This window comes from Hafnia sp. HMSC23F03 (genome assembly GCF_001816025.1).
Classification (GTDB): Bacteria; Pseudomonadota; Gammaproteobacteria; order Enterobacterales; family Enterobacteriaceae; genus Hafnia; species Hafnia paralvei.
Map to the genome: position 1 here is coordinate 189,774 of NZ_KV824214.1, position 23,991 is coordinate 213,764.

General features: G+C 49.3%; 29 protein-coding genes. 22 read left to right on the top strand and 7 right to left on the bottom strand.

Annotation, left to right across the window (positions count from 1 at the left end; all coding sequences use genetic code 11):
- Positions 1-45 precede the first annotated feature (45 nt).
- The 15 genes from nrdG to phnP all read left to right on the top strand — a co-directional run bounded on the left by nrdG (position 46) and on the right by phnP (position 11,696).
- Positions 46-510 (top strand): anaerobic ribonucleoside-triphosphate reductase-activating protein, encoded by a 465-nt coding sequence (gene nrdG, locus HMPREF3091_RS06545; protein ID WP_070714897.1) that lies wholly within the window; start codon positions 46-48, stop codon positions 508-510.
- Positions 511-771: 261 nt separating this feature from the next.
- Positions 772-1,575 carry a phosphonate ABC transporter ATP-binding protein gene (phnC, locus tag HMPREF3091_RS06550; protein ID WP_070714901.1) on the top strand — a complete coding sequence of 268 codons (804 nt, stop codon included), beginning with the start codon at positions 772-774 and terminating at the stop codon, positions 1,573-1,575.
- 35 nt (positions 1,576-1,610) lie between these two features.
- Positions 1,611-2,627, top strand: coding sequence for a phosphonate ABC transporter substrate-binding protein (phnD, locus tag HMPREF3091_RS06555; RefSeq protein ID WP_004093796.1), 1,017 nt, complete (start codon positions 1,611-1,613; stop codon positions 2,625-2,627).
- Positions 2,628-2,710: 83 nt separating this feature from the next.
- Positions 2,711-3,505, top strand: coding sequence for a phosphonate ABC transporter, permease protein PhnE (gene phnE / locus HMPREF3091_RS06560; RefSeq protein WP_035503579.1), 795 nt, complete (start codon positions 2,711-2,713; stop codon positions 3,503-3,505).
- An 18-nt stretch (positions 3,506-3,523) separates the two neighbouring features.
- A complete protein-coding gene (gene phnF / locus HMPREF3091_RS06565) occupies positions 3,524-4,249 on the top strand; it encodes a phosphonate metabolism transcriptional regulator PhnF (RefSeq protein WP_070714903.1) in 726 nt (241 codons plus the stop codon).
- Entirely contained in the window at positions 4,250-4,723 is a 474-nt protein-coding gene (gene phnG, locus HMPREF3091_RS06570; protein WP_070714905.1) for a phosphonate C-P lyase system protein PhnG, read from the top strand. It begins immediately after the preceding gene.
- A complete protein-coding gene (phnH, locus tag HMPREF3091_RS06575; RefSeq protein ID WP_070714907.1) occupies positions 4,723-5,322 on the top strand; it encodes a phosphonate C-P lyase system protein PhnH in 600 nt (199 codons plus the stop codon). Before phnG ends, phnH begins: the two co-directional genes overlap by 1 nt.
- Positions 5,306-6,391, top strand: coding sequence for a carbon-phosphorus lyase complex subunit (locus HMPREF3091_RS06580; RefSeq protein ID WP_070714909.1), 1,086 nt, complete (start codon positions 5,306-5,308; stop codon positions 6,389-6,391). Before phnH ends, HMPREF3091_RS06580 begins: the two co-directional genes overlap by 17 nt.
- Positions 6,384-7,232 (top strand): alpha-D-ribose 1-methylphosphonate 5-phosphate C-P-lyase PhnJ, encoded by an 849-nt coding sequence (locus tag HMPREF3091_RS06585; RefSeq protein ID WP_004093775.1) that lies wholly within the window; start codon positions 6,384-6,386, stop codon positions 7,230-7,232. Before HMPREF3091_RS06580 ends, HMPREF3091_RS06585 begins: the two co-directional genes overlap by 8 nt.
- Complete coding sequence (gene phnK / locus HMPREF3091_RS06590) at positions 7,229-8,035, top strand: phosphonate C-P lyase system protein PhnK (protein ID WP_004093772.1); 807 nt, start codon at positions 7,229-7,231, stop codon at positions 8,033-8,035. Before HMPREF3091_RS06585 ends, phnK begins: the two co-directional genes overlap by 4 nt.
- A 9-nt stretch (positions 8,036-8,044) precedes the next feature.
- Positions 8,045-8,734, top strand: coding sequence for a phosphonate C-P lyase system protein PhnL (phnL, locus tag HMPREF3091_RS06595; RefSeq protein WP_070714910.1), 690 nt, complete (start codon positions 8,045-8,047; stop codon positions 8,732-8,734).
- Positions 8,735-8,746: 12 nt separating this feature from the next.
- Positions 8,747-9,883 carry an alpha-D-ribose 1-methylphosphonate 5-triphosphate diphosphatase gene (phnM, locus tag HMPREF3091_RS06600; protein WP_070714911.1) on the top strand — a complete coding sequence of 379 codons (1,137 nt, stop codon included), beginning with the start codon at positions 8,747-8,749 and terminating at the stop codon, positions 9,881-9,883.
- Positions 9,883-10,446: a ribose 1,5-bisphosphokinase gene (gene phnN, locus HMPREF3091_RS06605; protein WP_070714913.1), complete on the top strand. Its 564-nt coding sequence runs from the start codon at positions 9,883-9,885 to the stop codon at positions 10,444-10,446. The genes phnM and phnN overlap by 1 nt, the downstream gene beginning before the upstream one ends.
- 15 nt (positions 10,447-10,461) lie before the next feature.
- The gene (gene phnO, locus HMPREF3091_RS06610) at positions 10,462-10,905 is read left to right on the top strand and encodes an aminoalkylphosphonate N-acetyltransferase (RefSeq protein WP_070714915.1); all 444 of its coding nucleotides are present in this window, start codon (positions 10,462-10,464) and stop codon (positions 10,903-10,905) included.
- Positions 10,906-10,907: 2 nt separating this feature from the next.
- Positions 10,908-11,696, top strand: a complete 789-nt coding sequence (gene phnP, locus HMPREF3091_RS06615) for a phosphonate metabolism protein PhnP (protein ID WP_070714917.1) — start codon at positions 10,908-10,910, stop codon at positions 11,694-11,696.
- Here phnP and HMPREF3091_RS06620 read toward each other — a convergent pair.
- The gene (locus HMPREF3091_RS06620) at positions 11,681-12,310 is read right to left on the bottom strand and encodes an NAD(P)H-binding protein (protein WP_004093761.1); all 630 of its coding nucleotides are present in this window, start codon (positions 12,308-12,310) and stop codon (positions 11,681-11,683) included. The two genes, phnP and HMPREF3091_RS06620, sit on opposite strands and share 16 nt — an antisense overlap.
- Before the next feature lie 122 nt (positions 12,311-12,432).
- Positions 12,433-12,867: a YhbP family protein gene (locus tag HMPREF3091_RS06625; RefSeq protein ID WP_130958971.1), complete on the bottom strand. Its 435-nt coding sequence runs from the start codon at positions 12,865-12,867 to the stop codon at positions 12,433-12,435.
- A gap of 114 nt (positions 12,868-12,981) precedes the next feature.
- On the opposite strand from HMPREF3091_RS06625, the gene HMPREF3091_RS06630 reads away from it, so the two are divergent.
- Entirely contained in the window at positions 12,982-13,863 is an 882-nt protein-coding gene (locus tag HMPREF3091_RS06630; RefSeq protein ID WP_070714921.1) for a DUF4261 domain-containing protein, read from the top strand.
- Positions 13,864-14,003: 140 nt separating this feature from the next.
- Here HMPREF3091_RS06630 and HMPREF3091_RS22480 read toward each other — a convergent pair whose 3' ends face one another.
- A complete protein-coding gene (locus HMPREF3091_RS22480) occupies positions 14,004-14,465 on the bottom strand; it encodes a hypothetical protein (protein WP_139146201.1) in 462 nt (153 codons plus the stop codon).
- Positions 14,466-14,624: 159 nt separating this feature from the next.
- Here HMPREF3091_RS22480 and HMPREF3091_RS06635 point away from each other — a divergent pair, with 159 nt between their 5' ends.
- The 4 genes from HMPREF3091_RS06635 (at position 14,625) to HMPREF3091_RS06650 (ending at position 17,836) form a co-directional block, all read left to right on the top strand.
- Positions 14,625-14,936 (top strand): GIY-YIG nuclease family protein, encoded by a 312-nt coding sequence (locus tag HMPREF3091_RS06635; protein ID WP_070714924.1) that lies wholly within the window; start codon positions 14,625-14,627, stop codon positions 14,934-14,936.
- 385 nt (positions 14,937-15,321) lie between these two features.
- Complete coding sequence (locus tag HMPREF3091_RS06640; protein ID WP_004093746.1) at positions 15,322-15,732, top strand: GNAT family N-acetyltransferase; 411 nt, start codon at positions 15,322-15,324, stop codon at positions 15,730-15,732.
- A gap of 25 nt (positions 15,733-15,757) precedes the next feature.
- Positions 15,758-16,447 carry a helix-turn-helix transcriptional regulator gene (locus tag HMPREF3091_RS06645; RefSeq protein ID WP_070714926.1) on the top strand — a complete coding sequence of 230 codons (690 nt, stop codon included), beginning with the start codon at positions 15,758-15,760 and terminating at the stop codon, positions 16,445-16,447.
- An 81-nt stretch (positions 16,448-16,528) separates the two neighbouring features.
- The gene (locus tag HMPREF3091_RS06650; protein WP_070714927.1) at positions 16,529-17,836 is read left to right on the top strand and encodes a cytosine permease; all 1,308 of its coding nucleotides are present in this window, start codon (positions 16,529-16,531) and stop codon (positions 17,834-17,836) included.
- A gap of 96 nt (positions 17,837-17,932) precedes the next feature.
- Here HMPREF3091_RS06650 and HMPREF3091_RS06655 read toward each other — a convergent pair whose 3' ends face one another.
- On the bottom strand, positions 17,933-18,436 hold the full coding sequence (locus HMPREF3091_RS06655) for a GNAT family N-acetyltransferase (protein WP_004093738.1): 504 nt from the start codon (positions 18,434-18,436) through the stop codon (positions 17,933-17,935).
- The gene (locus tag HMPREF3091_RS06660; protein ID WP_035503575.1) at positions 18,430-18,951 is read right to left on the bottom strand and encodes a ubiquinone anaerobic biosynthesis accessory factor UbiT; all 522 of its coding nucleotides are present in this window, start codon (positions 18,949-18,951) and stop codon (positions 18,430-18,432) included. The genes HMPREF3091_RS06655 and HMPREF3091_RS06660 overlap by 7 nt, the downstream gene beginning before the upstream one ends.
- Before the next feature lie 302 nt (positions 18,952-19,253).
- Here HMPREF3091_RS06660 and HMPREF3091_RS06665 point away from each other — a divergent pair, with 302 nt between their 5' ends.
- The gene (locus HMPREF3091_RS06665; RefSeq protein WP_070714930.1) at positions 19,254-20,249 is read left to right on the top strand and encodes a ubiquinone anaerobic biosynthesis protein UbiU; all 996 of its coding nucleotides are present in this window, start codon (positions 19,254-19,256) and stop codon (positions 20,247-20,249) included.
- A 12-nt stretch (positions 20,250-20,261) separates the two neighbouring features.
- Complete coding sequence (locus HMPREF3091_RS06670; RefSeq protein ID WP_008814890.1) at positions 20,262-21,140, top strand: U32 family peptidase; 879 nt, start codon at positions 20,262-20,264, stop codon at positions 21,138-21,140.
- 66 nt (positions 21,141-21,206) lie between these two features.
- On the opposite strand, the gene HMPREF3091_RS06675 is transcribed toward HMPREF3091_RS06670, so the two are convergent.
- Positions 21,207-22,523 (bottom strand): L-cysteine desulfidase family protein, encoded by a 1,317-nt coding sequence (locus HMPREF3091_RS06675; RefSeq protein WP_210403547.1) that lies wholly within the window; start codon positions 22,521-22,523, stop codon positions 21,207-21,209.
- A gap of 76 nt (positions 22,524-22,599) precedes the next feature.
- Positions 22,600-23,925 carry an SLC5/6 family protein gene (locus HMPREF3091_RS06680; RefSeq protein ID WP_008814888.1) on the bottom strand — a complete coding sequence of 442 codons (1,326 nt, stop codon included), beginning with the start codon at positions 23,923-23,925 and terminating at the stop codon, positions 22,600-22,602.
- Positions 23,926-23,991: the final 66 nt, after the last annotated feature.

Here is a 23,991-nt window from a genome sequence, read left to right on the forward strand (position 1 = left end):
CGAATCCAAAGCGGCAAGTAACACAGCCTAATGGGCAAACCTTCAATGAATTTCCATCAATATTACCCCGTCGACGTCGTCAACGGGCCGGGTACGCGCTGCACGCTGTTTGTTTCTGGTTGCGTGCATGAATGCCCTGGTTGCTACAATAAAAGCACATGGCGTTTGAATTCAGGCCTACCGTTTACCCAAGAAATGGAAGATCAGATCATCAACGATCTGAACGATACCCGCATTCGCCGCCAAGGATTATCCCTTTCCGGCGGCGATCCACTGCATCCACAAAATGTGCCTTTTATACTTAAGCTCGTACAACGCGTACGCGCCGAATGTGAAGGTAAAGACATTTGGGTCTGGACCGGCTATAAACTAGACGAGCTCAACGCAGCTCAACGAGAAGTGGTTGATCTGATCAACGTTCTGGTCGATGGAAAATTCGTTCAGGATCTCAAAGATCCGATGCTGATCTGGCGCGGTAGCAGCAACCAAGTGATCCATAAACTACGCTAAAAACTCGGGTATAAAAGAGCCAACCTTCAATGGTTCACCTGTGGCACTCTCCTCGAAGATACCGGTACAGACGGATATCTTCGATTTAAGCCACGGTAGGCCTGCATCCATCGCCCTGTAGCCTCTCATCTATTCATTCCTGTCATCTGACCGCCTTTAACTATTCATATTTCTGCAACATATAAATAACCATTCTGTCATTTTCGATCGGCACCATGAGCGCAACTTAATTTCGACCAACCCACAAATGGGGGTTACGCCATGTCACCGATCATCCGCGTCACGAATCTAAGCAAGACGTTTGCAGGTCAGAAGGCGCTTCACAGCGTTGGTTTAGAAATTCAGCAAGGCCAGATGGTCGCTTTGCTTGGCCCCTCTGGCTCAGGAAAATCAACCTTATTGCGCCATTTGAGTGGCCTTATCACCGGAGACCGTCGCGACGACTCTCACATCGAATTACTCGGAAGAACCATTCAAAAACAGGGACGTCTAGCCTCAGACATCCGCAGCAGCCGTAGCCATATCGGCTATATCTTCCAGCAGTTCAATTTGGTTAACCGTCTTACCGTTATGGAAAACGTGTTGATCGGTGCATTAGGCGCTACGCCGTTTTGGCGTACCTGCTGCGGCTGGTTTACCCAAGAACAAAAACAGCAGGCGATGCAGGCACTTACCCGCGTAGGCATGGTGTCATTTGCCCAACAGCGCGTGTCCACACTCTCAGGCGGACAGCAGCAACGCGTGGCGATCGCCCGAGCCTTGATGCAAAAAGCCAAAGTCATTCTTGCCGACGAACCCATTGCCTCGCTCGATCCCGAATCAGCCCGCATCGTGATGGAAACCCTACTGGATATTAATCAAAAAGATGGCATCACCGTGGTGGTGACTCTACATCAGGTTGATTACGCACTGCGCTATTGCGAACGCGTGATTGCGTTACGTCAGGGTCATGTGTTCTACGACGGAGCAAGCGCCCACCTACAGCGTGAACAAATCGAACATCTCTACCGTGGCGTTAACCGCGTTGACGTACCGAATCCAGAAGCCGAAGCCGTTGCGGCCTAAATCACAACCTTTACCAAACTTCATATGGAGTTGTCATGACTTACAAGGTAGCTTGCAAAACCGTAGCCGCATTGGCCTTCAGCGTCTGTACCCTGTTCGGCACCGCACACGCAGACGATCAGGCTCCAGCATTAAACTTCGGCATCATCTCTACGGAATCACAACAAAACTTAAAACCACAGTGGGATCCATTCCTGAAAGATATGGAGAAAACACTGGGCGTGAAGGTGAATGCTTTCTTCGCACCGGACTACGCGGGCATTATCCAAGGAATGCGTTTCAACAAAGTTGATATTGCTTGGTATGGCAACCTATCGGCAATGGAAGCGGTGGATCGCGCCAACGGTCAGGTCTTTGCCCAAACCGTGGCAGCAGACGGTTCTCCGGGCTACTGGAGCGTATTAATCGTTAACAAAGATAGCCCGATCAACAACGTTCAAGAAATGCTCGCCAAGAAGAAAGATCTGACCTTCGGCAACGGCGATCCTAATTCCACTTCTGGTTATTTGGTCCCCGGTTACTACGTTTTTGCCAAGAACAACACTGCCGCCAGCGACTTCAAACGTACCGTCAACGCCAATCATGAAACCAACGCCTTAGCCGTCGCCAATAAGCAGGTCGACGTCGCAACCAATAACACTGAAAACCTCGATCGTCTGAAGATCACCGCACCTGAAAAATTCAAAGATTTGAAGGTGATCTGGAAATCCCCTCTGATTCCGGGCGACCCGATCGTGTGGCGCAAAAATCTCCCTGAAGAGACTAAACAAAAGATCTATGGCTTCTTTATGAACTACGGCAAAACTCCCGAAGAACAGCAGGTATTAAAGGGCCTGAGCTGGGCACCGTTCCGTCCGTCCAGCGACCTACAGCTCGTCCCTATCCGCCAGCTTTCACTGTTTAAACAGAGCCAGACGATCAAAGCCAACGAAGGGTTAAGTCCTGCGGACAAAGCGACGAAAACCGCAGCGCTACAGGCTCAAATGGACGATCTCGATCGCCTAAGTTCTGCCCTTAACGCGATGAATAGCTTGAAAACAGCGACTCAGTGATGAGGCGTAAATCCTCATAGCAGCCTCAAGATAGAGGCTGCAAGACGGATGAAAGCTCACACATCACCGAATTGGAGAAACAAATGCAAACCACTCAATCCACCGCGCCAGCAGTGCCGGAGCAAAAACGAAGTTGGTTTAGCCTGTTCACTTGGGCAATTCTAATTGCGGTACTGACTTGGTCTTGGCACGGTGCAGAAATGGCTCCACTGACCCTATTTCGTGATGCAGGAAACATGGCCACCTTTGCCGCTGATTTCTTCCCTCCCGATTTTAGCCAGTGGCAGCAATATCTTGGTGAAATGCTGGTTACGCTGCAAATCGCCGTCTGGGGCACAGCCCTGTCTATTGTGCTTTCAATTCCACTCGGCCTGATGAGTGCTGAAAACCTTGTGCCGTGGTGGATCTACCAGCCGACCCGTCGTCTGATGGATGCCTGCCGTGCGATTAACGAAATGGTGTTCGCCATGCTGTTTGTGGTTGCGGTAGGTCTTGGCCCATTCGCCGGCGTACTGGCACTGTTTATCCATACCACCGGCGTCTTGGCAAAGCTGTTTTCCGAAGCGGTAGAGGCCATCGAACCGGGCCCAATCGAAGGTGTAAAAGCCACCGGTGCCAACAAGCTAGAAGAAATTATCTACGGTGTACTGCCACAGGTCATGCCGCTGTGGATCTCTTATTCACTCTACCGATTTGAATCTAACGTTCGCTCCGCCACCGTGGTGGGAATGGTGGGTGCCGGCGGCATCGGCGTCACGCTGTGGGAAGCGATCCGCGGATTTCAATTTCAGCAAACCTGCGCGCTGATGGTGTTCATCATCGTCACCGTCAGCCTGCTGGATTTCATGTCTCAACGTCTACGCAAGCACTTCATCTGATTAAGAGGCTTTGTTTGTATGCACTTATCTAGACATCCGACCAGTTATCCAACGCGTTATCAGGAAATTGCCGCCCTGCTGGAGCTTGAACTACATCAGAACTATCAGTGTGGTGACTATCTCCCAGCCGAACATCAATTGGCCGAACATTATGACGTTAACCGCCACACCCTCCGCCGCGCTATCGACGAATTAGTCGTACGTGGCTGGGTACAACGCCGTCAGGGAGTCGGTGTTTTAGTTCTGATGCGTCCTTTTGACTACCCGTTGCATTCACAGGCGCGCTTTAGCCAAAACTTGCTGGAGCAAGGAAGCCATCCCACCAGCGAGCGTTTGATTTCCGTATTGCGCCCAACAGTTAACCACATCGCCGATGCATTAGGTATGGAAGAGGGGCAGCAGGTGATCCATCTACGCACCCTGCGCCGTGTCAACGGCGTGCCGGTATGCGTTATCGACCACTTCCTGCCAGACCTCACTTGGTGGGGCGCGCTGCAACAATTCACCAGCGGATCGTTGCACGACTACATTCAACAGCATCTCGGCTGTGAACTTAGCCGTACACAAACCCGCATCAGCGCTCGCCGTGCTCAGGCCAAAGAGAGCCGGTTATTAGAAATTGCCACCCATGCACCGCTGATGTGTGTACGTACTTTGAATCACCGTGAAGGCCAGTCTCAGCCAGCGGAATACTCCGTCAGCCTGACGCGCGCCGACATGATTGAACTGACCATGGAGCACTAGATGGACGCCTCACACACTCATGCACATTTCTCCCTTGCTGAACGCCAGCGCTGGATGGCGACTCTAGCGCACAGCCAACCGGACGACCTAAATCCATTGTGGGATGCCATGCACTTTCCCCACGTGGAATGGAAAAACATCCGCTCAGCAGAAACCGGGTTGGTCCAGATTCAGGCTCGTGCGGGAGCCCGCGGCCAGCGATTTTTCCTTGGTGATGCCACGCTGACCCGTGCAGTTATCCAGTTGGAGTGTGGTACCTACGGTTATAGCTACCTGCTGGGGCGCGATAAGTTACACGCCGAACGCTGCGCGCTGATTGACGCCCTGCTGCAAAAGCGGGAGCACGCACCACATCTGTTGGAAAATCTGATTAATCCCCTCACCGCGCTGCAACAAGAACGACACCTGCAGCGCGCTCAAGAAATTGCAGCCAGCCGAGTGGATTTCTTCACTCTGGTTCGCGGAGATAACTAATGACGTTGATGACCGCTTTTACCTTGCCAGTGCAGGATGCACAACACCATTTTCGCCGCCTGCTCAAAGCCATGAGCGAGCCCGGAGTCATAGTGAGTTTGAATAACACGCCAGAGGGCTGGCAGCCGTTGAACAGTGCAACCACCAGCGTATTGCTCACCCTAAGCGACCAAGATACGCCGGTATGGTTAGCGTCTGAACTATGCTCGGAAACTGCCTGCCAGAATCTGCGTTTTCATACCGGAGCAGTGCTCGCCACCGAACCATCACAGGCCACCTTTACCGTTGTGAATGATCAGGTACGCACTGAGCAACTCAATGATTTCGCACAGGGAGAAGATGTCTCACCGGAAGCCAGCGCCACGGTGATTGTTGAGGTGAAAAGCCTTAGTGGCGGCCACATGCTACGCCTGACCGGCCCCGGAATTCTTGAAGAGCGCATGATCGCACCGCAGATTTCAGACGTTGTACTCAACGCATTGACCGAACGTTTACACGCTTTCCCACTAGGCTGCGATTTTATCTTTACCTGTGGAGAACGTCTGCTTGCCATACCACGCACGACTCATGTGGAGGTGTTCGATGTACGTAGCCGTTAAAGGGGGAGAAAAAGCCATTGCAGCTGCCCACCGCTTGCAAGAACAGAAGCGTCGCGGATCAACGCAGTTTGACGGACTCACCGTCGATCAAATCGAGCAGCAGTTAGCTCTGGCGGTCGATCGCGTGATGACCGAAGGCGGGATCTACGACAGACAGCTAGCAGCGTTGGCGATCAAACAGGCCAGCGGCGATCTGGTTGAAGCGATCTTTTTACTACGAGCCTATCGCACCACGCTGCCTCGTTTGGCGGTCAGCAACGCGCTGAACACCGGTGAGATGCGGCTAGAACGAAGAATTTCTGCGGTGTACAAAGATTTACCCGGTGGACAAGTATTGGGCCCGACCTATGACTATACCCATCGCCTGCTGGATTTTACGCTGCTGGCAAACGGCGAAATGCCTAACGTAGAACAAGCTTCCGAAGCGGAAGACACTCCCTGCCCACACGTTTTCAGCATGTTGGCGCAGCAAAATCTGGCCTGTGAAGAACACGATGACGGCCGCGAACCCGATGATATCACCCGAAATCCGCCGGTTTATCCCTGCTCACGCGCCTCACGCTTGCAGCAATTGGCGCGCGGCGATGAGGGGTATCTACTGGCGCTAGGCTATTCCACCCAGCGCGGTTACGGGCGCAATCACCCGTTTGCCGGCGAGATTCGTAGCGGCTTCGTGAAGCTCAGCATTACGCCAGAAGAACTCGGATTTTCCGTTGACGTAGGTGAGCTGTTGCTTACCGAATGTGAAATGGTTAACGGCTTTGTTGCGGAACAGGATACTCCCCCACACTTCACGCGCGGCTATGGTCTGGTATTTGGCATGAGCGAACGTAAAGCAATGGCGATGGCGCTAGTCGATCGCGCCCTTCAAGCTCCTGACTACCAAGAACAGGTCAAAGGCCCTGCTCAGGATGAAGAGTTTGTTTTAGCTCACGCCGACAACGTGGAAGCCGCAGGCTTTGTTTCACATCTCAAACTCCCTCACTACGTTGATTTCCAAGCTGAACTGGAACTGCTTAATCGCTTGCAGCAGGAATTCAATGACCGTCAGGAGAACGCACATGACTAACGTGCTAACCGGCTATAACTTTGGTTATCTGGATGAACAAACCAAGCGCATGATCCGCCGCGCTATTCTTAAAGCGGTGGCGATCCCCGGCTATCAGGTTCCTTTTGGCGGTCGAGAAATGCCAATGCCCTACGGCTGGGGAACCGGCGGGATCCAGCTAACTGCCAGCGTCATTGGTGAGTCAGATACGCTTAAAGTGATCGATCAAGGTGCAGATGACACCACCAACGCGGTTTCTATTCGTCGCTTCTTCCAGCGCGTCACCGGCGTGAAGACGACCGAAACCACCGCCGACGCCACGCTGATCCAAACTCGCCATCGCATTCCTGAAACGCCGCTGCGTGAAGATCAAATCATCATTTACCAAGTGCCAATGCCTGAACCGCTGCGTTTTATCGAACCTCGCGAAACTGAAACCCGCAAAATGCATGCTCTGGAAGAATACGGCGTGATGCAGGTGAAACTGTATGAGGATATTGCGCGCTTTGGACATATCGCCACTACCTATGACTATCCGGTCAAAGTGAACAACCGCTATGTGATGGCTCCATCGCCGATCCCTAAATTTGATAATCCAAAGATGAACATGATGCCAGCGCTACAGCTATTTGGTGCCGGTCGTGAAAAGAGGATCTATGCGGTTCCGCCGTTCACCAAAGTGGAAAGTCTCGACTTTGACGATCATCCCTTTAGCGTCCAGCAGTGGGATCAACCCTGTGCAATCTGCGGATCGAAGCAGAGCTATCTGGATGAAGTCGTCCTCGACGATCAAGGATCGCGCATGTTCGTTTGCTCGGATACCGATTTCTGCCGCCAGCACAGTGAGGCCAATGCGCAATGAATAACACAGATTCGATTTTCTCCGCGCCAGAGAGTGACCTGCCGCTGCTTTCTGTGAATAACCTGACTCATCTCTATGCGCCGGGTAAAGGTTTTAGCGATGTCACCTTCGATCTCTATCCAGGAGAAGTGCTGGGGATCGTCGGTGAATCAGGCTCAGGTAAAACAACGCTGCTTAAAGCGATCTCAGCCCGACTCACGCCACAACAAGGCAGCATTCGTTACCTAAGTACTCAAGGCGTACGCGATTTATATGCCATGAGTGAAAGCGATCGCCGGCGTCTGTTACGTACCGAATGGGGCGTGGTACATCAACATCCTCTCGATGGTTTACGCCCCCACGTATCAGCCGGTGGCAATATCGGCGAACGCCTGATGGCTGTGGGGCAACGGCACTACGGCAATATCCGTGCGGAAGCGATGCGCTGGCTAGAAGACGTAGAGATCCCCGCAAGCCGCATCGACGATCTGCCTACCACCTTTTCTGGCGGTATGCAGCAGCGTCTGCAAATTGCACGCAATCTGGTGACGCACCCGCGAGTGGTGTTTATGGATGAGCCCACCGGCGGGCTCGACGTTTCTGTTCAAGCTCGTTTGTTGGATCTCCTGCGTACGCTGGTGGTGGATCTGCAACTTGCGGTGGTAATCGTCACCCACGATCTTGGCGTTGCGCGTCTGCTAGCACACCGTCTGCTCGTGATGAAGCAGGGAAAAGTGGTGGAAAGTGGCCTGACAGATCGTGTGCTTGACGATCCGCACCATCCCTATACCCAACTGCTGGTTTCTTCTGTCTTACAAAACTGAGCGAAAATTATGACCACAACGACACGCTTACGCGTTGAAAACCTGAGTAAAACCTTTGTTTTGCATCATCAGAATAGCATCCATTTGCCAGTGCTAGCGGGCGCATCATTAGAGGTTCACGCTGGCGAATGTGTGGTGTTGCATGGCCACTCAGGCAGCGGAAAATCAACGCTATTGCGTTCACTCTACGCCAATTATCTCCCCGACGAGGGCAGCATCTGGGTGAAGCATCAAGGCGAATGGCTGGATATGGTTCAGGCTCCGGCACGGCAAATTCTTGCGGTACGCCGCAAAACCATTGGCTGGGTAAGCCAGTTTCTACGCGTGATCCCGCGGATTAGCGCTTTAGAGGTGGTTATGCAGCCCATGCTGGAGCTTGGCTTTGAACGCCAAGCCTGCGAGCAAAAAGCCGCCACTTTGTTAACTAGCCTCAACGTCCCCGAGCGCCTGTGGCACTTAGCGCCTTCTACCTTTTCCGGCGGCGAACAACAGCGGGTAAATATCGCGCGTGGATTCGTCGTCGATTACCCCATTTTATTACTCGATGAACCCACCGCATCGCTGGACACCACCAACAGCGCAGCTGTTGTAAGCCTGATTGACGAAGCCAAAGCGCGTGGGGCTGCCATCGTGGGTATTTTTCACGATGAAGCCGTACGCAATCACGTAGCGGATCGTCTGCATGTGATGACTGAATAGCGGAGCAAAACCATGATCATTAATAACGTCAAACTGGTGCTAGAAAACGAAGTGGTCGCGGGCTCGATCGAGGTTCAAGATGGCGTGATCCGCACCGTTGCCGACAGCGATAGTCGTTTACCCGAAGCGCTAGACGGCAACGGTGGCTGGCTCCTGCCTGGGCTAATTGAATTGCACACCGATAATCTCGATAAGTTTTTTACTCCGCGTCCCAAAGTCAGTTGGCCAGCACATTCAGCCATGAGCAGCCACGATGCATTAATGGTTTCCAGCGGCATTACCACCGTACTCGATGCGGTGGCACTCGGTGATGTTCGCGACGGCGGCGACCGTTTAGACAATCTGGAAAAGATGATCAACGCAGTGATCGATAGCCAGCAACGCGGAGTGAATCGTGCTGAGCATCGTCTGCACCTGCGTTGTGAACTTCCGCATCACAGTACGTTGCCGCTGCTTCAACAGTTGATTGAGAAACGTGGCGTCTCTCTGGTTTCGCTGATGGATCACTCCCCCGGCCAGCGTCAGTTCGTCAATCCGCAAAAATACCGCGAATATTTCCAAGGCAAATATCATCTCAGCGATGAGCAGATGGATACCTATGAACGCGAGCAGTTGGAAAACGCCGAGCGTTGGTCACAGCCTAATCGACATGCCATTGCTGAGCTTTGTCGCTCACGAGGTATCGCGCTTGCCAGCCATGATGATGCCACCGAGGCGCACGCAGACGAATCACATAAGCTGGGTAGCGTGATAGCCGAATTCCCGACTACCGCCGAAGCCGCGCATGCATCACACCAGCGCGGTTTACAGGTCATGATGGGAGCCCCCAATATCGTGCGCGGTGGCTCGCATTCTGGGAATGTCGCCGCTCACGAACTCGCTTCATTGGGCGTGCTGGATATCCTCTCTTCTGACTACTACCCCGCAAGCCTGCTTGATGCCGCATTCAGCGTAGCAGCATGCGACAGCAATGCGTTTACGCTGCCGCAAGCCATATCCTTAGTGACGCGTAACCCAGCCAAAGCTCTCGGGTTATCCGACCGTGGTGTACTGGCTGAGGGCAAAAGAGCCGATCTGGTGTTAGCACAGCGTCATGGCGAGCACGTGCATGTCAATCATGTCTGGCGCGAAGGCATACGGGTATTCTGATGGGAAAATTAATTTATCTGGTTGGCGCATCGGGATCGGGTAAAGACAGTTTGCTGCAGGCGCTACGCGAGCAGCAAACGATCCCACTGCTGGTTGCGCATCGCTATATCACTCGAGCCTGCAATGCAGGCTCTGAAAACCATATTGAGCTGAGTGAAACCGAATTTATGCAACGCCGGAGCCAAGGGCTTTTCGCGCTAAACTGGCAGGCTAACCAGCACTACTATGCGCTGGGAATCGAGATCGATCAGTGGTTGGCTCAGGGGATTAACGTGGTGGTGAACGGCTCACGTGCCCATCTTCCTGTCGCACGTGAACGCTACGGTAACGCTATGCTGGCGGTTTGCTTACAAGTTTCTCCTAACATACTCCGTCAACGGCTACAGGCTCGAGGACGCGAAACCCCTCAGCAAATTGAGCAACGTTTACAGCGAGCGAGAGATTATCAGCTAGCCGAAAACGCGGGTTGCTACTATTTGAACAATAATGATGGCTTGTCCCATACGGTTCAGGCTTTTTTACGCTTGATGGCTGAAACGACTCCCGTATCTGTTTCAGCATAAATTAGAGGCACTTTCATGTCTGACATTATTTTACGCTCCGCCACCGCGTTGGATGAAACCGCCGTTTACCAGTTAATTTGCGAACTGGAACAGTGTGAATTTGATTCTGTCGCCTTCGCCAAAGGCTATGCGATGAATTTGGCTAATCCACATGTGCACTACACCTTAGCCACGCAAGATCATGAGATACTGGGTTTTATCGGTATCCATCTGCAATACCATTTGCACCATGTGAACTGGATTGCTGAAATTCAGGAACTAGTTATCTCACCGCAGGCTCGCGGCGCTGGCGTAGGAAAAGCACTATTACGCTGGGCGGAAAATATCGCCTATGAATTAGGTGCAGAGCAGATCGAGCTGTCTACCCGCGCGACACGCCACGACGCCCACCGTTTTTATCTGCGTGAGGGCTATCTACATACCCACTTCCGTTTCGTTAAGCCGTTGTCGGAGCTGTAGCAATGAGCACTCTCAAGCTGACGTTTTTAGGCACCGGCGGTGCACAACAGGTTCCAGCCTTTGGCTGCGAATGTGCAGTCTGCCTGCGAGCCAAGCAGCAACCGCTTTATCGACGAAAACCCTGTAGCGCGATGCTGGAATATAACGGCGCGCTCACGCTGCTTGATGCCGGTTTACACGATCTCACTGAACGCTTCACGCCTACACAAATTAGCCAATTTCTGCTGACGCATTATCATATGGATCACGTCCAAGGATTATTTCCGTTACGTTGGGGAGTTGGTGCAGCCATTCCAGTTTATGGTCCCCCTGATGAACTGGGCTGTGACGATTTATTCAAACATCCGGGGATGCTTGATTTTAACCATCGGTTAAACGCATTTGAGCCGTTTTATTTACAGGAGTTGCAGGTGACGCCGCTGCCGCTCAATCACTCCAAGCTGACATTTGGCTATCTTCTGGCAACGCCCGATCGCCGCATTGCCTATCTGACAGATACTGCCGGATTGCCCGAGTCCACATTAAACTTCTTACGCCACCAGCCACCGGAAATCATCATTATCGATTGTAGCCATGAGCCGCGGGCTTTCACTCCGAAAAATCATAACGACCTCAATACAGTGGTTGAATTACAGAAAGAGATTGGCTGCCAGAAAATATGGCTGACACATATTAGCCATCAGTTCGATTTATGGATGATGGAAAATGCACTACCCGAGGGGATTGAAGCGGCCAGAGATGGGTTAACGCTGACCGCAAAAGCTGACGGGTATGACTACGCGTATTTTTGAATCTGCTCGGATTCAATAATCTGCAAACGATACGGCGGTGGATTACGCGCTGATTTCAACATCGCCATAGCAACGGCCGACGCTTCAACCGCCTTCCACTTTTCAGGTAGCAGCTTAAAGATGGGCTCCGAAATCTGTTCTAACAGTCGTGGTTTAGAGCGTCCGCCCTGTAGCATTGAAGGACGCAAAATCGTTAAGAATTGCCACGCCTGTAGCTCCAGCGCCTTTTCCATTTCCCCTTTAGTGCGGCTATAAAGGAATGATGACTGTGGATTCGCACCTAACGCGCTCACCACCACATAGTGCTGGCAACCATTTTTCAACGCCACCGAGCCACATTCAACGACCAGCGTATAATCAACGTAGCGAAACGCAGCATCACTGCCAGCATCTTTGCGCGTGGTGCCTAAACAGCAAAACGCGATATCGATCGGGGTCGTCCATGTTGCCATCGTGGCACAGAGATCGTCTGCAACTGGGTTCACCAGCTTTTCTGATGGTGGCAATGGCTTACGCGTTGGGGCATATATCTTGCTGATGCCCGGATCTTGTTCTAGAAGTTTGAGTAGTTCACTTCCGACCAAACCGGTCGCGCCTAACAATAAAGTTTTCATCCGTTATCCTCCCTCTCTTGAGTATAACGCTAGAAAAGCAGAGGGTATGAACTTCAGACATTAAGTTTCAGTGATATATCTCTAAGTATTGTGACATCTAAACCGATGAAGTTAGATTATTCTTATTCTGGATCCTTCTCCCAGCGAATTTTCTTAGCAAACCCCAGTTTGTTATCCGTCATTTTGATCTGATGAAGCGAAAGCTGCCACACCGGTGCAGACATGAGCCTCGCCGCCGGAAACTGTTGATAATAGAAACTACGCGCTCGCTGTTCATCTTCCCCTTGCAATTGAACCGCCTCGCCAGAGAACTGTAGGCCACGAATCAGTGCAATGGTTTTAGTTTGGTGCGCGATGGTGCCAGCAACCTTAGGATTATTGAGCAGCATTCCGCCGTGGCGCGTGCGGGTTTCGGTCATAAAATAGAGTGCCATCCGCGCCTCATCAAACGCATAAAAGCAGTTAGCGCACCACATCTCGCCTTCCCAACAGGTCGCTAGCGTAAGCACATGCTGAGCATTCAAAAAGCGGCAAATATGCTCTTTATCAGTTGTCATTAATTGACTCATGTATACCTTCACTCTTTCATACGCAAGATAATAAAAAGCATTATAATCATTAGGCTTCAAGCTACGTAGTAAAAGGATTTAATCTTTAAACAAGGAGTTTTTATGAGCTTTTTATCTCGTTTTTTTGGCCGTAATGATAAGAAAGAAGATACGACAGCGACAACGCTAATCGCAAATTCTAATAAGACCTCAAACCTCATCAGCCTACAGATTGTATTCAAAGGAAATATTTCCATCGATGAAGCCCAGTTGGAGCAGGTACTAAGAAAGCTCGATCCATCGATGAAACAGGCATCCTGCCAACGAGATCCTCAGATAGAGACTTTCTTTGGATTAGCCGGATGGGGAAAACATGTTATCCAGATGGTAGGGTTTGAAGTCCCTTTTCCCGAAGAACATCTGGAGGTATGTGTCGCGCCATCACACTATCCAGCAGAACAGAAAGAGCAGATCCGTCATCACGATAGCCATCTATTACTTTGGTATGCCGGCTATGATGATAATGTTCAAGAGCAGTATATTGCATTGACCATGGTAGCGGCTGCACTGGCACAGTTTAACGCGTTGGCAGTACTCAATGAGCACGCGCACACCTCTTTACCTATCTCGGTTGTCAGTGAAATAGTCTCGGCCGGCTCGATGGATATGCTGCGTCATGGTCTACCGTTAACCATGCTGTTCTGTGGCTTTGTGAAATATGAGGTCGATGGCGTTAACGGAGTTTGGATGCGAACCTATGGTGCAGAGACATTTTCCCTGCCCAATTTTGCCGTATTAGCTCACGGTCATGACGAAGGCCAAAAATACAGTGATATTTTTAATAACGTCCTGAATTATCTACTCGAAAGCGGTGCAGAAATGGTCGCAGGGCATACGATGGAGTCAGCGGAGGGCACAATAATGCGGCTACGTGAGCCAAAGGCGGATGAGTATTTTCTGGATGGCCCCGATACGGTGTTAGTCGTTGAAATTACCGCTGAATAACAAATTATACGCCACTCTTCACGCTTGAAGTTGCATCTGTGTTGGCCACATTCGTCGCTATTTCCGTCCATGGGATTAACTCGAAAGTGCCAACACAGTGCTGTTCGAATCAGCAATTATATTTGAGAACTTTTATCTGACTATGCAGCTTCAGATGAACGGGAAAAGAAACGGGTGGAAAACTTCATTATCCAGTAGACGGAAAAACTCGCAATAAAACCACAGATGGATAGCATCGTGAGTATAAATATTAAGGCAGACCCTTTCTCCTGACAGAGTATCGCGCCTTGTAACAAAGACAGCCCTCCGCCTACACATCCAATAACCAAAGAGGATTTTTTAGAAATAGCCGCAAAAAAACCGGTCAGCAAGGCTGGGAGTGCTGTATATATAAAAACAATGATAAAACCAAAGATAATATATCTCGGTGATAGGCTTGAGAAAGAAATATGATAATGTGGATAACTATTCCATAACAAAAAAACCGGAAAGCCAATAGAAAAACCGATAAGAGGCCCCAGAGAAAAATAACAGAGGACATACGATATAATTTTTTTGGATATTATCACTTTATCAAAATTCCTTTTTATAATATCTATCATGCAACCGAAACTTTAATAAGACACAGTTCTTATACAAAATAGGGTATATTTCGTTCTGTTAGAACACGCTGCTAAAATTTCGGATAGACACGATTTGTTTTGTACTCAACCGCTAGGCATTATCTAATACGAGCACATCTTTTACCTAACAAGAGCACTATGAGCACACTCTCCCTTTGGCACCTTTACCTTGTCCGTACCGCATCAGGTGCGCTTTATACCGGTATTACCACTGATGTGACGCGCCGAGTCAAGCAACATCAGGCGGGTACCGGTGCGAAAGCGCTGCGCGGCAAAGGGCCGCTCCAACTGGCCTTTTCATGGCAGATAGGGGAACGGGGGCAAGCATTGAAGATGGAATACCGCATTAAACAGCTGAATAAAAAACAGAAAGAGAGATTGGTTGCTGAAAAGCCAGCATCATTAGAGATATGGTTAGAGGCTATCTTGGTCCGTAAGCCGGCAGTTTAAGATAACCTTCTTAGTTCGGTGTTACTGTCTACAAAAACAACAAATAAGTAACAAACCTTATAAATTAAGGCCTAAATAGGCTGCTCCACGTTGGCAATTTTCATTTGCTCTACGGGTGGAGTCATACACTATTGTTGTTCTTTTTTCAGTGGTGCCCTGGTGAGGCGAAATCGGCATTTCCAGACAGAGCCGCCCTAGAAGATAACTTTTGTCAGTTAATCCGGTTTCTTTTAACTCCGTCACAGTCAATATAGACACTTTGGCCCCTTGCAGGAACGGGTGAAAACCACTCTTGTAACACGTTAAGGAAAGTGATATTAAACGTGGTTTAATTTAATTAATTAGTTTCGTATTTAATTATTCACATGCAAGGGTATATTTCATAATGAACATCAATGTTACGGATGCACCAAACCCACAGGATGAAGAGTATGTGATTGACAGTCTTTGGGCTCATAACAGCAAAACCGAAGCCGTCGATATCCACCCATTATTTTTGACCGTTACTGACGACAATGGCGAAATCGTTGGTGGGCTGGTAGCAAGAACGTGGTGGGGAGGACTTGAAGTTCAATATCTTTGGGTTAGCGACACATATCGCAAATGCGGATATGGCCGTCAGTTAATGGTGAGAGCAGAAGAAGAAGCGTTGAAACGCGGGTGCCATATGGCTTATGTCGATACTTTCGATTTTCAGGCCAGAGGATTTTATGAAAAATTAGGCTATCGTGTTTATGGCAATTTAGACGGTTATGCCAAAAAATTCACACGACACTACCTAGCTAAAGAAATCTAACCCTTCGTTGAACGGCGAGGTTGAAATGGATTTGCCCGAAAAAAATAATGAAATTTATTTCAAGGGCCTAATTGCCATGATGGAGCACCTGAGTGAACCATGGGGCATTAAAGACCGCCAATCCCGCCACATCTATATGAACAAAGCGGCTTATCTCTATACCAGTACGCCATTAGACTTTGATATTGAGGGTAAGCTGGACAACGAGTTTCCAGCTCATTGGGCTGAATTCTCACCTGAATTTATCGAGCATGATAAAAGAACTGAGGAATCTCAGGATCGCGTTACCGTAATAGAAACGCATTATTGGTATGGGAAAGATTTCCTCATGCCATTTATTAGCGAGAAGCTGCCTATTTATAATGATAAAAAAGAGTTAATTGGTGTGATGTGGAACGCCAAACCTCTTAATAGCCTATCGCCGCTTAAATATATCAATCATCAAAAACCCAGTATTCTAACTACTGAAACTAATAGCGAGACTTTTACCCGTGCGGAGCTCGACGTTATATTCCTGATGCTACAAAGGCTTTCAGTTAAAGAAATTGCAAAAATATATAACATCAGCACCAAAACAATAGAAAATAGAATTTATACGATTTATCAAAAATGTGATGTCCATACACAGCAGCAATTTGAGGAGTTCTGTCAATTTGAGCAATTGGACAACTATATTCCTGACAGATTGGTAGCAAAGGGAATTCAGTTTATCTAACCCCTAAATAATTTAAGTTGTAGGTACCCCATATGCAACTTGAAGTATGGTGGGTATAAACCATAAAAGGCATACCTTATCGTGATCAAAATTGAAGATTATCCACTGAGCAGAGTGCCACAGGATAAAAGGGTTTCATTTTTAAGCGTCGCTATCGTTCATATGGGCATGTTGACCGCGCTGGATCAATTCATGCTTGGCGCGGTACTCGGCAACTCCATGACACTAGCTGATGCGTTTACCGCCATCCTCATCGGCAGCGTGATATTTGGGGTTGTGACCTATGGTCTTGGGTTGGCAGGAATGCGCGAAGGGATCTCCGGCAGTCTGTTAGCAAGATGGTGCGGTTTTGGACGCTTGGGCTCGGTGCTGATCGGGGTAGTTGTCGCCGTCAGTTTGCTTGGCTGGTTTGGAATACAAAACGCTATTTTCGCTAAATCACTGGATTTTGCCCTTAACCATAAATTGGGCTTTGGCTGGGCGGCAGCTTTATCTGGTAGCTTTTTGACGATATTGGTCGCATTTGGTTTCAAGGCATTGCGCATTGCGGCAAGAGTTGCAGTACCCATGTTTATTTCACTGGTAGCGTATATTTCCTTTAATGTTTTATCTGGACACAACCTACCTGAAATCATGCAGCTATTGCCTCCCGGTGAACCCATCTCCATTAGCGCTGGCATCACTATCGTTGTCGGCGGTGCCATTGTGGCGAGCCTGATGACTCCCGATCTAACGCGTTACTCTAAAAATCGTAAACATGTATTAGGTGTAACGATTTTAACCATTGTTGCTGGTGAGTTTATCATCAACGGGTTGGCCATCTTGATCGCCAAGACGCTGGGAACAGCTGATGTTGTGACTATAATGGCTCAGGCTGCGGGTGGTGCTGGCCTGCTAGTCGTGGTGTTCTCAACGCTGAGGGTGAACGATCTTAACCTTTATTCTTCGTCGCTAGGCATTGTGAACGCTGTCGAAGGGTTAACAGGTAAAAAGCTCAAATACATCTCAACGACGTTAGTGATTGGCATCCTAGGAACCACGCTTTCCGTGCTAGGTATATTGGATCGATTTGTTGATTTTTTAACCGTACTCGGCGTGGTATTCCCACCGATCATCGGCATCATGCTGGTCGACTATTTTGTGGTGCGCTCTCACCGTAAAATTTTGGATCTGAGCAGGTCAGAAGGAAAGCTGCCAGATGACGTTCAAACGCCTGCTATTGGCTGGATAGCCATTATCGCCAGCATTGTTGGCAGTATTGTTGGATTGGTGACTGAATGGGGAATTCCGACTATCAACTCATTGCTTGCCGCCAGCCTGATCTATTGGTTAGTCACGGTGGCTGTGAATCGCAGCCAAAAAACCGTTGAACCTGAAAAGGCTCTGTAGTGCAATTTGCCGTGCAATAACGGTGCAATAAATACGCGGATACTCCCATCTATGGGGGTATCCGTAGAAAAACGCTTTCTCTAGAACTTGGTATACTCAACCACGCCCAAAAGGCGCTGAGTATTCCACCACGCCTTTGCAATTTTCCATTTCACCACCGGCTAATGGATACACCAGAAAGGAGTCCTCAGTGCCTGGCAGATGGCTGCGTAGCCCTTGCTGAGCGGCATTCTGGAAACCAAAGCGAGAGAAATAGGCCGGTTCGCCGAGTACAACAACAGCCGAGTAGCCAAATTCATTCAGAGAATCTAGCCCTTCATAAATGATCTGTTCCGCAAGTCCTTGACGGCGGTGAGCTTCATCAACTACGACCGGAGCCAGCCCAACGCATTGACGATCTTCGCCATCGACATAAACGGGACTGAACGCCGCATAGCCAATCACACCGCCCTCTTCGTCAGTCGCCACGACGCCTAGTGTCAGCAGACCATCTTCGCGCAGGCGATGCACGAGTTCAGCCTCTTCGCTCGAGGGAAACGCGTTGCGTAGCAGCCGGTCAATACCTGCAGCATCAACAGGAATTTCAACGCGGATTAGCATGGTGAAACCTCTTGGGTAGCGGACGTAGATACTTCTTTCATTCCAGCATCAACAAACTCTGCCAACTGTAGCAGACCAAACCGTAATGGTTTAGGCATTGCATCCAAATCTATCGCATCCATCAAGTTTTTGACATATAAGCCAAGCTCAGTATCACCTTCAATGCGTAAACGACGTTGGAAAAACAGCGTATCAGGATCTTCCTTGCGCGCAGCAATCAAGATTAAGTCATTAGCATCGGCGCTGAAACTCACGTCAGCGTCCTGATGCTGACTCACTTGCAGCTTGCCTTCGTTTACGGTGACAAACCACTTAAGGCCAAGATCGCGCACTTCTACTTTCAGCCAACGCTGTTCCAGAAACTCTAATTCGTCATCTGCGAGCGCCTGACGAAATTGCCAGCCAAGCAGTTGTTCCAGCACTTGCCGTTGTAGGGCAAACGGCGTGAATTTTAACGGGACGCTTAAAAACGCCGGACCTTGACGCACTAAACGTGCTCGTAATTTTTCCAACACTGGAATGACTCCTCATAATACTGGTTGTTGGTATTTTGCCACATCAGCGGCACAAGACCGCGCGCTATATCAACAAAATGCACCCTTATTAGCCAAGTAAGTGGATAGGCCAATAAAAATTTGGATAAAGAATAACCGTCGTGTTGCAGCTGTCAACACACGAGAAACTGCCTCAAATCAAAACAGCCGATGAATGGGTTCTCTAGAATGATCGCCATTAAAATTATCACTCAGGGTTCAACCGATCACCTGTTGTCATTAATTGCCACTCATCGCTACCGTGGCCCGTTCAGGAATGATATATGGAGTTGCTTTGCCCCGCCGGAAATTTGCCTGCTCTGAAAGCAGCTATTGATAACGGCGCAGACGCCGTTTATATCGGCTTAAAAGATGATACTAACGCTCGCCATTTTGCTGGCCTGAATTTTACTGAGAAAAAGCTCCAAGAAGCCGTGAGCTACGTGCATAACCATAAACGTAAGCTGCACATAGCGATCAATACGTTTGCTCATCCTGATGGCTACGCACGCTGGGAGCGGGCCGTGGATATGGCTGCACAGTTAGGCGCCGATGCGCTTATTTTAGCCGATCTCGCCATGCTGGAATACGCGGCAGAACGTTACCCGCAGGTTGAGCGCCACGTTTCCGTGCAGGCATCGGCGACGAATGACGAAGCCATTCGTTTTTACAAACAACACTTCGATGTTTCGCGCGTGGTATTGCCGCGTGTGCTGTCAATTCATCAGGTGAAACAATTGGCTCGTACTAGCGAAGTACCGTTGGAAGTTTTTGCTTTCGGCAGCCTGTGTATCATGGCTGAAGGTCGCTGCTACCTCTCCTCTTATCTTACCGGTGAGTCGCCTAATACCGTAGGTGCCTGCTCTCCGGCCCGTTTCGTTCGCTGGCAGCAAACGCCACAGGGAATGGAATCACGCCTTAATGATGTACTGATTGACCGCTACGAAGAGGGTGAAAACGCGGGTTATCCAACGTTGTGTAAAGGGCGCTATCTAGTCGATGGCGAGAAATATCACGCGCTTGAAGAACCCACCAGCCTAAATACGCTCGAACTGCTGCCCGATTTGATGGGCGCTAATATTGCCTCGGTGAAAATTGAAGGGCGTCAACGTAGCCCTGCCTATGTCAGCCAAGTAGCAAAAGTATGGCGTCAAGCCATAGACCGCTGCCAGAAAGATCCTGAACGCTATAAAGCAGAACAGAGCTGGATGGATAGCCTTGGCGCGATGGCTGAAGGCACCCAAACCACACTGGGTGCCTATCACCGGAAATGGCAGTAAGGAAAAAAAATCGTGAAATATTCTTTAGGGGCAGTGCTCTATTACTGGCCAAAAAATGAAATAGAAACTTTCTATCAGGCTGCCGCTCAAAGTGAAGCTGATATCATTTATCTCGGTGAAACCGTGTGTTCAAAACGCCGAGAGATGAAAGTTGCCGACTGGTTGGATGTTGCCAAACAAGTGGCGCACTCAGGCAAGCAGGTGGTGATTTCTACGCTGGCGCTGTTGCAAGCGCCTTCCGAGCTTAATGAGCTAAAGCGCTATGTCGAAAACGGCGATTTCTTAATTGAAGCCAACGACTTAGGCACCGTGAATATGGCCGCGGAACGTAAGCTGCCGTTTGTAGCCGGCCACGCGCTGAACTGCTACAACGCGGTCACCTTGCGTCTGTTACAAAAACAGGGAATGGTGCGTTGGTGTATGCCGGTTGAACTCTCCCACGACTGGCTGAAAAACGTGATGGACCAGTGTGAAAGCTTAGGCATTCGCAATAAGTTTGAAGTGGAAGTTCTGAGTTACGGGCATCTGCCACTGGCCTATTCCGCACGCTGCTTTACCGCCCGATCTGAAGATTTGCCGAAAGATCAGTGCGAAACCTGCTGCATTAAATATCCTCAAGGACGCCGCGTTTTATCACAGGAAAACCAGCAGGTTTTCGTGCTTAACGGTATTCAGACACAAAGTGGCTATTGCTATAACCTCGGCAATAATCAGCTAGAAATGCAGGGATTAGTGGATATCGTGCGCCTATCGCCGGAGAGCATGGACACGCTGAACGTGCTAAGCCAATTCCGCGCCAACGAGCGAGGGCTTGAACCACTAACGTTGGAAAATCGCGCCGACTGTAACGGGTACTGGCAGCGAGTCGCTGGCTTAGAGTTAATACAATAAGTGTTTATCTTGCCGTAAAAATGGGAGCCGAGGCTCCCATTTTAAAAGGCTTTAAGTCGTTACCTGTTATGAGGCTTTCTTTGCCATTATCTCAATAATCTGAGTGTCGGTTTGCTGCATGGAATGGCAGGCCAGAGCACAAAGGTTAGCAATTGAGCGGTCCACATCGTCGGTGACAATCCCTTCATTCCCCGTCACACAGCTATCATCTAACGCCATCAGCACCGCTTTGTAGGCAGCCGAAACGCTGGTTGATACCTTCATGGCACAACTGTTGGAAGCACCATCGCAAATCATACCGCTGACATCACCGATCATGCTGCTAATCGCCATCGCAACCGGTTCATAACGCCCCTCAATCAGCCACGCAATCCCAGCAGCAGCGCCCATCGCCGCCGTTGTCGCCGCGCACAGCGCTGACAGGGTAGGCAACTGGCTATGGATGTATATCGCAGTCAGGTGCGATAACATTAAAGCTCGAGTCAATTGCGCTTCATCCGCGCCAAGATATTCAGCCACGACGACGACGGGCATCGTGGCAGTGATTCCCTGATTACCCGAGCCTGAGTTGCTCATGGCTGGCATCACCGCGCCTCCCATACGTGCGTCAGACGCAGAGGACGTGCGAATCATAATATCCGACAGTAGATCACGAGCCAGCAAACCGCGGTCACGTTGGCGCTGGAGCGTTGCACCAATGTGCAAACCATACTGCTTGCTCAATCCCTCCAACGATAGCGCCTTGTTTAACGTCGCGGCCTCCAAAATAAAATGGATGCGTTCTAGCGGGACATTAACGGCAAAATCAAATACCTGACGTAATGATGCTTTCTTCAGGCAATACCCTTCAGCACAAGGCGCATCAGAGGATTCATCGGAGTGCAGCCGTGCGTCAAACAGCACTTCACCGTTTTTCACAATTTTAATGACGTTGGTATGTCCATCGGCAATGGTGACACAGGCCGATTCCGTTGCCCCCAACACCGTGACCTGAGAAAACAGAATATGCTCACACGGCTGCTGAATAGAAACCGACACGCCCCCACTAGCCAGAAGAGACTTCCCTGCCTCAACGGACTGTGGCGTCGCATGTTTGAGCACTTCCAATCCTGCTTTGGGATCTCCCCCGATCGCCCCAACCGCCGCAGCGATCGGGAGGCCGACCATCCCTGTACCTGGGACTGTCACCCCCATACCATTTTTCATCAGGTTAGGAGATACGCGCGCTTCGATACGCTCAACAGGCTCAGGAAGATATGAAGCGGCAACAGCAGCGGCCAGAGCCAAAGAAACTGGCTCGGTACAGCCTACAGCTGGCTTGACTTCCTGCTGTACCGCACGGATAAACTCATTCCACAATTCATCACGTGATTCGGTACACAACAGATTTTCGCTTTCATACTTGCTCATAATTCAGACCTTAATAACAAGACTACAAAAATATTCAGTTTTTAACTTATTAGGAGAATGCTAGGAATGGAGACACACATAGCAGCAATCCGGTAATGATGATAATGGTGAGTGAAGTACCTTTGTATTTATGTAGAGCGGGTACTTTGTAGACTAAATAAGCTGGAATCAAACACCCGACCATCCCAAATATAGGACTACAAATTGAAGTAAAGCTTAATACTGGCGCATTCAGAATAATTGCACTCCATGCCAATAAAATGGCAAACAGCATAATTCCGTTTTGTACCCATTTCTCATTGATCTTTTCAGCCGGCATACGACGACGCAGGATATTCATAACAATGCCCTGAGTCGCTTCGCGGAAGCCTAAATAAACACCAAAAAAAGCTGTCATGACCGCAAAGATATTTAAAATAACGCTAACCACGGTCGCCCAGCTACCAGGGAAGAACTGCGCCGCAATCGCCAATGCTGAAATATTCTGCTCATAGGCTTTAACCGCTTCGTCATGCCCCATCGCTAAGGTGAAAGAAACCGCGTAAAAGAATACTGTGACAAATAAAACACCAAAGGCAATATTCATTGCTCGCAATGCTTTAAAACGAGCAACCTCACGTGATTTCTCTTTAGAACGGTATGAGATCACCATCGGACTCAGCGTTTGAATAAACAGGATAGACGTCAAAGTAAACGGCAGCGTGATAATCGCGTTCTTAATGAGCAGTCCCATCGGCGGCAAAGAACCCACGTTATATAAATGCCACATACCCACCATGGATACGCCTAACGCGGCTACGACTAACAACTTGGTGAGAACCATAAAGCTAGAAAGTTTAAATAACAGCTTTTCGCCTCGTGAAGAGATGGCAACCAAAATGCAGATAAGGACTAAACCATAGAATGGGTTTTCAGAAAGTAGCCCATCAGTTACGCCAAAAGTGTGTAAATATGAAGCGCTATCGTTGGTAATCGCGGTGGAATAAACAAACATCCAGATAACCAACATAACAAAATATAATGCGCCTAATAATATCCCCCAGTTTTTACCTAAGTATCCGCTAATGACACTCGGATAATCTTTACACTCTGGTGATTCCGCTAAAGTGTTAATAAATAAACGCTGAAACAAATACATCGCTGGATAGCCAATAATGGATGAGAGTAAGAATACCCATAATCCCATCAGCCCTACCTGCACAGGTAAAAATACAATACCAGCGCCAATAGCCATCCCGATGCTCATAATAATCCAGCCGGCATCAGTGCTATCAAACTTTGTTGCTGCTTTCCATTCGCTTTCTGTCATTCCTCCGCGACTATCTGAAGGATAATCATTAACAACGACACTGCTATTCTCTGTTGCGGTTTCCATAATAGCTCTCGCTCGCAATATTATAAGTGTAGGTTTTATTTTCTTTTTAATGTACAGACGTAATTT